This window comes from Mesorhizobium sp. WSM4830, from assembly GCF_055811495.1.
The window spans coordinates 21,511-30,730 of record NZ_JBVVQI010000047.1; the positions used below are offsets into that span (position 1 = coordinate 21,511).

Genomic DNA, 9,220 nt, shown 5'->3' on the forward strand with positions numbered 1-9,220 from the left:
AGCCTGGCTGCCGTCGGCGAACGGAACGAGTCATTGAAAAAGACAATCATCAATCTAATGGGGCAGGCAGTTTGGGCCGCTTCCCAAGCCATTTGCATACTCGTGCTTTCTCACCACAGCATGGCCTCGACCATTGGGGTATACACGCTGGGGCTTTCGATATTTGCACCGCTGTGCCTACTCTTTGGCCTGAATCTAAGAGTCGTTATGTCGTTCGAAAGCGTCGACAGCTCGGTTGTGAACGACGCACTAATATTGCGCGTGGCTGGTGTGCTCTTTTCCTACACGGTGACGGCCTTGGTTATTTCCTTTTTGACGGATCTGGCTTCATCTGAAAAGTGGGTCGCACTCGCGTTGATAGCAGGACGGGTTGGGGACCAGGTAAGTGACCTTATTATAGGAATATACCAACGCGAAAATAGCCAGGCGCGCATCGCTATGTCGTTTGCCGGCAGGGGTGTCGCCGGTATGGTGCCCTTTCTTGGGGTCATTTATCTCGGAGGGAGTTTCTTCGAAGCCGCCATTCTCTCGTCGGCATGTGTGATTGCAACTTCGGTTCTGTTGGACGTCCGCACATCGATGCAACTCGGCCCTGCAGGCCATGTGCTTGGGCGAACAAGCTTTAAGAGAATACGCCGTCTTATTCTGGATAACCTTTGGGTGGGAATGTTTCCGGCGTTGGACAGCGTGCATACAAACTGCTTCCGGTTCGGCATTTTTCTCACGAGCTCCACACAGATAATGGGCTTTGTGGGTGCTGCCCAGACGTTGTTCGTTCCATTCCAAATGCTGGCGACTGCTGTCGGCTTCATATTTTTGCCTGAGGCAATAAGGGTTCATCGTGGCGGGAATAAAGCTGCCTACACCATAAACATATTGAAAGGTATTTCGGTCGGGCTGGCCATAGGCTTGGCCTTCTTCATGATCTCTATATTGATGGGCGATCGAGCGCTTACTCTGGTGTTTGGGAACGCCAGCGTTGAGATGCGAACGGGACTATATTTGACAGCCGTTGCAATGATCCTGATCCACGCATCCGGTTTTGTTGGCTTATCGGTCGTCGCTCGCGGCGCAACAAGGGTTTATACCACCGCTCCTATAGTAGGCATCATCGTATTCGTCCTACTCCTTGCGCCGGAATACCTCTTCGACTCTGAATCGGCTAACATCGGTATGGCAGTGGCGGTCAGTTTCGCTGGAAGTATTTTGGCAAGGCTGTTATATTCACTCGTCTATGTTTTTCGATCGTGACATGAGAGAAAAATCTGTGCGTGATATTCCGAATATTTTGATCATCCCCCGGTTAATCGCCTACGCTTGGAGAAGAATACTTGATTCAGTTTGGACGATGACCTACAGAAGTGTGCTCCGTCAGTGCGGCAGAGGAACGACGATAGCACGCTTCGCCCGCATTGATCGGCCGGGGTTTGTCACTCTCGGCTCGCGGTGCACGGTCTCACGCGGAGTGGGGGCCTCTAGCGAGGCGTTGGGCAGTCAGCTTATCGTTGGCGACGATGTAGTAATAAACGCCGCAGTGAAAATTGATTACACGGGGGGGGTGTCAATCGAAGACGGCGTTTTCATTTCTGAAGGAGTGGTTTTGTACACTCACGACCACCGGCTTGATCCGAGATCAGATCCTGTTGCGATGAACAAGCACATAGGAAGGGGGGCTTGGGTGGGGGCTCGTGTGATCGTGCTAGCGGGTTGCCAGAAGGTAGGCGCCCACTCAGTCATTGGCGCGGGGGCTGTTGTTACAAGGGACGTTCCCGATCATGCGATTGTGGCTGGCGTGCCTGCACGCATTGTTGGGACGGTGCCAAAGTCGCGGTAGTCCCGTGAGAAGACAAACGTTTAATTTCAGCCAATTAAGGAGCATAAATGCCGGGCTATCACAGGTCCACCGAAAGTCTACCGCTAGTTGAGCGGTTATATAGAAGGCTATATAAAGCTCAATCGATGAATGGAACGGCAGCGTTCTATAACTGGATCCGTTCGGAGGTAAATGCGAATTGCAAGGTATTAAACATAGGTGCAGGCCCGTCGACACGGGACAATCGAAGGGTATTGAGGGGCGAGGTCAAGGAGATCGTAGGGGTTGATATTGATCCGACCGTCCTGCTTAACGAAGAGCTGGACAGAGCAGGCATAATAGTAAATGGCAAAATTCCAGAGAAAGATAACTACTTTGATCTGGTGTTTGCTGACTTTGTTTTGGAGCATGTGGAGAACCCCGCGATGTTTCTGAAAGAGGTCCACCGAGTGCTAAAGCCCGGATCGTCGTTTTTCTTTCGGACTCCGAATTTGTTTCATTATGTGACGTTGATCTCCGCAGGGACCCCTCACTGGGTCCACTTGCGTGTTGCCAACGCGGCGCGCGGAATGAATGTAGATGCGCATGAACCTTGGCCCACTTTTTACAGAATGAACCGGCGAAAGTCTCTTCAAAACGCAACATTGGCTGCAGGTTTCTCCGAGATTGAACTCCGCATGATAGAGCCAGAGCCGTCTTACATGAGGCGGTCTCTTCCGCTTTTGTTGTTCGGCTTCGCGTATGAGCGTATCGTCAATAGTACTACGGCGCTTGAATCCCTACGCGTGAACATACTGGGCAAGGTGAAAAAGTAAACTCTGGTATGTAGAGCGGGAAACAGTGAATTGAGTCTACGCGCAGGTAATGAAGCATTGAGCTTGAGCATCCTTCAAATTGTGGCTTCCGTTGAATCTGAAGCTGCGGGCCCAAGTTATTCGGTCACACGGCTTGCATCGACTTTGGCTGCCAGAGGGCTACAATCGGGGATGTTTAGCGTTGGAAAACCATCCACGGCCTTGCGGGGTGGGGTGGATTGTCGTGCATTCAGACGCGATTTTGGTTCTGTTCCTGTCGTTTCCAACCTGTATGTATCGAGAGACCTCCGGGCTGCTATCGATCGGTTCGCAGCGACCGGAGGGATATTGCATACGCACGGTCTGTGGCTGATGCCGAACGTGTATCCGAGTTGGAGTGCCGGTCGGCACAGCCGGCCGTTACTTCTTTCCCCCAGGGGCATGTTTGGCTCTCGAGCTCTCGAATTTTCTCGTCGAAAGAAGATGATTTTCTGGCGGATCGCACAGCGCGCCGCGGTCGAAGTCGTGAGTTGCTTCCACGCGACCAGCGTCCAAGAATACGCTGACATTCGAAGGCAAGGATTCAAGGCGCCAGTTGCAGTGGTGCCAAATGGAATCGATGTGCCGGCTCTGAACCAGAGCGTCAGGGCCGATCAGTCAAGATCCGAGGAGAAAATGGACACGGTCCTCTATCTTGGCAGAATTCATGCCAAGAAGGGGATTGACCGCCTTCTGGCTGCTTGGGCCCAAGTTGAGCATCAGAACCCGCATTGGCGGCTTAGAGTGGTCGGGCCAATGGAAGGCAGCTATCCATCCGAACTGAAAGCGATGGCAGCAAAGCTGGGTGTCGCGCGAGTATCATTTGAAGACGCTCTCTACGGCGAGAAGAAAGCCATAGCTTACCGGTCGGCGAACCTCTTCGTGTTGCCGACGCTCGATGAGAACTTTGGGATGGTGGTCGCTGAAGCCCTAGCGAACGGCGTGCCGGTTATTTCAACCAAGGGGGCTCCTTGGGCCGGATTGGATGTCCAGGGCTGCGGATGGTGGATCGATCACGGCGTAGAGCCCTTGGTAAGAGCGCTTAATGATGCGATGTCGATGCCGAGGGAGGTTCGCGAAGCAATGGGCGCACGGGGGCGGTCTTGGATGGAAAGGGATTATTCATGGGATGGTGTCGGCGCTGAAATGGAGAATGTTTACCGGTGGTGCGAAGGGCGAACTGACCGACCGAAGAGCGTGGTATTGGACTAAGTTCGATGTCAGATACAAGGTCGTTCAAACTAACAGCGGTGCCGCCGCCGAGCGGAAGCAACAAGCTAAGACGCGCCATTTGGCGAATCGTTGAGAAAACGGCTTATGGGTGGTCTCCTACGCCGTTTCATCGATGGCGGTGTTTTTTACTGCGGACCTTTGGGGCGAAAATTGAAGTTGGCGCTCATCCTTATCCGTCCGCGCGTGTTTGGGCACCATGGAACCTGCGTATGGGAAAAACGAGCAGCCTTGGTCCAGAAGCGACGTGCTACTCAGTGGCAGAAATTGCTATCGGCGATTACGTCACTATCAGTCAGGGAGCATATTTGTGTTCTGCGACCCATGACTATCGCGATCCCCATTTTCCTCTCGTCGTTGGCAATATCTCTATCGAGGATGGAGCATGGGTCGCGGCCGGCGCATTCGTCGGGCCAGGAGTCAAGATTGGGAAAGGCGCAGTTGTAGGCGCGCGTGCCGTTGTTGTTAAGGATTTGGAGCCTGGAGTTGTGGTGGCTGGAAATCCGGCTCGACAGGTTGGGTTCCGATGAGCATGAAAGCCCCAACCGAGGCCCAACCCTCAACTATCCCGAGGCGGGAAGTAGATAAGCCTATTCATATCCACGCGCTTATTCTCACGAAGGATGAAGAGATTCACATTGAGCGGTGTATCGAGAGTCTTCGTGGTAGAGTTTCAAGTATAACGGTCGTTGATAGTGGATCAAGTGACAACACTCGCGAGATAGCGGCGTCTTTTGGAGCAACGGTAGTCGAGAATAGATGGGTGAATTACGCGACACAAATGAACTTTGGCATTGATTTTTTGTCCAATAAGGGAGGTTGGCTGCTTCGCATCGATGCCGACGAGGTCCTTGATGCAGAACAGCTTGCCGATCTGCATGATATTGTCTCAAAAGCAGCCGGTGACTGTGATGGAATACTTATGAAGCGGCGCATCTATTTTCTGGGACGTAGGATTCGGTTTGGCGGCATCGAGCCAAGTTGGCAGCTTCGCCTCTGGCGTAATGGACGCGGCAAATGCGAACAGCGCTGGATGGATGAACACATAGTTGTTGAGCGTCGCGTCCAAAAGTCCAGCTTAAGTCTGTCAGATCGTAATTTGAAATCTCTGACTTGGTGGATGTCGAAGCACAATTCCTATGCCTCGCGTGAGGCTGCAGATATTCTTAGCAAAAAGATTGAGTCATTTAAACCAAAGGCGGAGAACGGCAGAAAGCTAAGTGCTCCGGCCGCGATAAAGCGATTTATGAAGGAAAAGATATATCTAAGGATGCCACCAGCATGGAGGGCGTATGCTTACTTCTTATATAGATATGCATTCTTACTTGGTTTTTTGGATGGGCGTCCCGGGTTATATTTTCACCTCCTGCAGGGCTTCCTCTACAGAACTTTAGTTGATGCCAAGGTAGACGAAATTATTGACTTCGCCAAAAAGACTAACATTCCACTGGAAGATGCTATCAAGGACAGAACTGGAATCGATTTGCGTTCTGGTGTTTGAAGGCGAAGGCGCCTTATTATCAAGACGGAGTAGGACGACCATGCCTGATGTACAAAAAATTGAATATGAGTATGACAACGCAGAGAAAAACAGCTCTCACACGATATTGTTGCCGGCGGTAAAGCGCATCCTAGCTGAGGTTGACTCGAAGCGCATTTTTGATCTGGGCTGCGGCAATGGCAGCGTTGCGAGCGAACTGAGTGGAAAATACTCCGTTGTCGGCATCGATGCCTCTTCCTCGGCCGTCGCAATGGCCAATCGCGCGTACCCAAATCTCAAACTCGAGATTGGGTCGGCGTATGATGACCTATCCGCTAGGTACGGTACGTTCGACACCGTTCTTAGCCTCGAGGTCGTGGAACACCTTTACGATCCAAGAGCCTTCGCCCGAAACGTATTTAATCTGCTTGAACCCGGCGGTACAGCGATCATCTCAACCCCTTATCACGGTTACGTGAAAAATGTGGTGCTAGCGGTTACGGGGAAAATGGACAACCATTTTTGGGCCCTCTGGGACGGCGGCCATATTAAGTTTTGGTCCATAAAGACACTGGGGATGCTGCTTGAAGAAGTTGGACTGGATATTGTCCGTTTTGATCGAGTCGGTAGAGTTCCGCCATTAGCAAAGAGTATGATAGCGATCGCTCGCAAACCAAATGTCTCTTAGGCAGACTCTGGAGCATGTCAGCTCTTGAATTAGCATCCCGCTCGGAGAAGTTCATCTTGACTGCAAGAGCTTGGATCATAGTATTCAGTATCGCGCTCCTCTTCGCGTTGGTTTTTGGGGCAATGTCTATTTCTCAGATTAATAAGCGGATCGCCCGTATCCCAAAGGCGGACGTCCCGACTGCTCAATTTACCGGAAGACTGTCTATCGTTTCCATAAGAGATATCAGAGTGGGTGGGTACAATGTCGTTTTGTGTGGCGTTTCGTCTGAGCCTCGGTTGGGACCAGTGGGCTTAATAACCGAGGCTGCTCGAGCAAGTTACGAGCAAAGTGTCGTGACCTGCCATCCTGTCGGGAGCGGCACGCCATGCGATGGTAAAGTCGGTGTCAAGTTGGGCAGAGCACTGGTCGTTCAGTGTTTTACGTCTTCAGGCCTCGATCTCGCAAAGGAGTTTTCGGAGAAGGGCTTCCTGTGCCAGTTGCCTTCGCAATCATGGGCTGGCTATGTGGCTTGCCCAAGCCAATGATGCGAGCCCTCTTTGGAGGCGCGCTCACATCTAGATTGGTCTTGGCTGACCTTCAAAGATAGCTGTCCAATTGATTAAAGTTTCTCGCAAACCGGTGACAATAACCTCGATGGCATTGAGGTGTTGCGACACTGACACGTGGGGTGAAGCCTCTAGTGCAAGGGGATCATAGTCAGAACCAATCATCTGCAAACTGATCAGAGTGCAGACAAAGTTATTATTTAGGCACACTGCCCTGCGCACCCCGGAGAAGACAACATTGCGGGCGCTATCTACGCCCTCAATTACAATGTTGATCGTGGTTAGAGTGTCGGTAGGTAGTTGCACAACCGTTTCAAGGCCTCGTGCTTCACCCCCGATTGTCAGTGGCTTGCTCGAATCGGTCGTGGTCCGGGTACAAGTGCGGGGGTTGCCATATGCGAGATCGGTTGAGAAATCCGGGATTGGCTGGAAATTGGTCCCATGGGTGCAATTCTTCATCACCACGATTGAACTTGCGCTCGTGCTTGGTCGGCCGATCCAGTCTGTTAGTACAAATGCGTCCTCAGCGAAGTGAACGTTTTCTAAAAAGAGAATCCCGCGAGAACCGCCGTCCTGGTTGCGAACAATGAAGGTTGGATTGGCGGCGCCGTTGGTAGTCAGATGTGCGTTGCGGACCGAGAGAACTCCCCCTGTCTGTTCAAACATCGTGACGGTTTGATTTGGCTGTGCTTCGGTCAGGCCGTCAACAATCGCGCTCCCCGATCCGATCATTTTGAGAAGTCGCTTGGTGCCTTGTTCAATTCGGACATTGCGGAAGCTGTTAACATAAAGATTGTTGCCGATTGCAGCCAGTTCAAAGCACCAGTTGATAGTCCCACAGCCCGCGAGATTGCCGTTTCTCACATCGAGATTCCCGCCGCGTTCAAAAAGGGCGACCCGATCAATAAAATTGCAAGAGACATGATCCAGAACGTAGTTGAGACCCTGATCATTCACGACATGAATAAAGGTGTCGACGTTCTGGACGACGCACTTTAAGAAATGCATACCAGCACAAGTGGCGTCGCCGCGGCTATTGGCAAACTTGACTGCAGTCTCGAAGTGCTGAAACGAGCATTCGACATAGAGACTTTCGCCAGACCCAAACGCCTTGGTCGTTTGGAGCCAGTGATGACAAATGCCGGCGCGACTAGCAGCTTTCAGTGAAGGTTTGCCGACGAAGGAGAGTTGTTCGAACATCAGTCCGAGTTGCCCATCCAATTCCATCAGGCTTCCGCCGCCAATGCCGTTCCACACTATGGCCGATTTGGAGCTTGTTGCTCTGGGCGAAAAAGCATTCGACGTTTCCATTCCCTGCCCACGCAGTACCCCGCCGCCATAGGGGGGCGACTTAGGATATGCGATAGTTTTGTCGACGAGAACGGTACCTGCCGGGATAAACCCGTTCGGGCCGATTTCGATGACTGAAGCCAAGTCGCCGCCCAGCATGTTCGGAGTGATGATCTCCTCCGCTAGTTCCCACCATGCGCCATCGGCGCTTTGAAATTTGCCGCGATGTCTTGGTTCAATATCAGCCTTTCTATAGAGCGCGCCCCCGCCATCGCCGGATCGCGCGTATCCTGCCAGCCGCAGAAACTGTTTTGCGATTGGAATGGTCGTGGCTTCTGCCACGGGCTTGCTAACAAAATCTGCAACACCGCTGGCCGAAATTGCAGCATCGGCTGCATCCATCACCTGTTGCAGCATTAGGTTGACATTCTCGGTGCTTGCGATCCGGGCAGGCGTCGGATCTCCAGACAGTGGGGCAGCGGCTGAAGCTTCCGACACTGCAGTGCTCCAACTTACACCCCACGGTGCCAACGCCGCCCACCTTGCAAATAGACGGCGAGAGATGCTTTGCATGGTCCTCTTTCTCTCTCTCCAACAGGGGTCAGGCGGCAGATTATGCCGCCCTAAGAGGCGACAAAGTGGCTGATATCAAATCTGCGTTTTGCCTGGCAATGTCGCGCTCTCGGCGGTTAGTTTACCATGCCGACGCCTCCGCGCGCGTAAGAACATTGCCGGGCACAATTTGCAGGTCTTGGGAAAGCGCCAAGCTGACCCCATCTGGCGCGGCTTGAGGTGATGAGCGGGCTGGAAAGAGAAGTCGAAGCCGGCGAGCGTCTTGATCGTGGCCAGGCGCCCCATGCGCAGTGCCGTCTTGATCCGGCTGTTCTCGCGCAGGGTCAACTCTTCCGAGAGGAGAATGTCCATGGCTTCGAGGGCGGCGATCTCGCCTTTCTCGAGCCGGCGCACGACATGATCGAGCGCTTCGAGCGCCCGCGGCATCTTCAGGCCGACGAGGTCGTGGCGGATCCGGTCGATGGTGGATGGCGTGGTGTCGAGCGCGTTCGTCATGGACGTTGCTCCTTGGCCATCACCCGGGCGACGGCGTCGTAGAAGGCCGGCACCAGCGTCATGTCGAGCCGGGTCATCGCAACATCCACGTCTCTGCGGCCTGATCGCGCGCTCGACGGTGTTGGAGTCGATTTCGATGCGGCCGTCGGCGAGGAAGCACTCGAGCGCGGCACGCCGGCCGAGCGCATAGTGGATCGCCTCAGCGGGCTTCGATTTGCCCGACAGTTTCGGCAGCTCCTTTTCCCACAGCGCAAAGAGAGCGGCAACGAC

At 53.1% G+C, this 9,220-nt stretch carries 7 protein-coding genes and 2 pseudogenes; 6 read left to right on the forward strand and 3 right to left on the reverse strand.

Going from position 1 to position 9,220, the window contains the following annotated elements:
* The first annotated feature begins 33 nt into the window (after window positions 1–33).
* The 6 genes from AC0L2Y_RS32190 to AC0L2Y_RS32215 all read left to right on the forward strand — a co-directional run bounded on the left by AC0L2Y_RS32190 (window position 34) and on the right by AC0L2Y_RS32215 (window position 6,044).
* Window positions 34–1,251: an MATE family efflux transporter gene (locus AC0L2Y_RS32190; RefSeq protein ID WP_473562013.1), complete on the forward strand. Its 1,218-nt coding sequence runs from the start codon at window positions 34–36 to the stop codon at window positions 1,249–1,251.
* A 630-nt stretch (window positions 1,252–1,881) separates the two neighbouring features.
* Window positions 1,882–2,628 (forward strand): class I SAM-dependent methyltransferase, encoded by a 747-nt coding sequence (locus tag AC0L2Y_RS32195; RefSeq protein ID WP_473562014.1) that lies wholly within the window; start codon window positions 1,882–1,884, stop codon window positions 2,626–2,628.
* A gap of 81 nt (window positions 2,629–2,709) precedes the next feature.
* Complete coding sequence (locus AC0L2Y_RS32200) at window positions 2,710–3,858, forward strand: glycosyltransferase (RefSeq protein WP_473562019.1); 1,149 nt, start codon at window positions 2,710–2,712, stop codon at window positions 3,856–3,858.
* Window positions 3,859–4,088: 230 nt separating this feature from the next.
* Entirely contained in the window at window positions 4,089–4,406 is a 318-nt protein-coding gene (locus AC0L2Y_RS32205) for an LbetaH domain-containing protein (protein ID WP_473562015.1), read from the forward strand.
* Window positions 4,403–5,377 (forward strand): glycosyltransferase family 2 protein, encoded by a 975-nt coding sequence (locus tag AC0L2Y_RS32210; RefSeq protein WP_473562016.1) that lies wholly within the window; start codon window positions 4,403–4,405, stop codon window positions 5,375–5,377. Before AC0L2Y_RS32205 ends, AC0L2Y_RS32210 begins: the two co-directional genes overlap by 4 nt.
* Window positions 5,378–5,417: 40 nt before the next feature.
* Window positions 5,418–6,044 carry a class I SAM-dependent methyltransferase gene (locus AC0L2Y_RS32215; RefSeq protein ID WP_473562017.1) on the forward strand — a complete coding sequence of 209 codons (627 nt, stop codon included), beginning with the start codon at window positions 5,418–5,420 and terminating at the stop codon, window positions 6,042–6,044.
* Between the two features lie 557 nt (window positions 6,045–6,601).
* Here the strand turns inward: AC0L2Y_RS32215 and AC0L2Y_RS32220 are convergent.
* The 3 genes and pseudogenes from AC0L2Y_RS32220 to AC0L2Y_RS32230 form a co-directional block, all read right to left on the reverse strand.
* Window positions 6,602–8,380, reverse strand: a complete 1,779-nt coding sequence (locus AC0L2Y_RS32220; protein ID WP_473562018.1) for a hypothetical protein — start codon at window positions 8,378–8,380, stop codon at window positions 6,602–6,604.
* A gap of 300 nt (window positions 8,381–8,680) precedes the next feature.
* A pseudogene (locus tag AC0L2Y_RS32225) lies at window positions 8,681–8,950 on the reverse strand (ATP-binding protein); the annotation flags it as partial.
* A gap of 96 nt (window positions 8,951–9,046) precedes the next feature.
* Window positions 9,047–9,220: pseudogene (locus AC0L2Y_RS32230) on the reverse strand (IS66 family transposase); the annotation flags it as partial.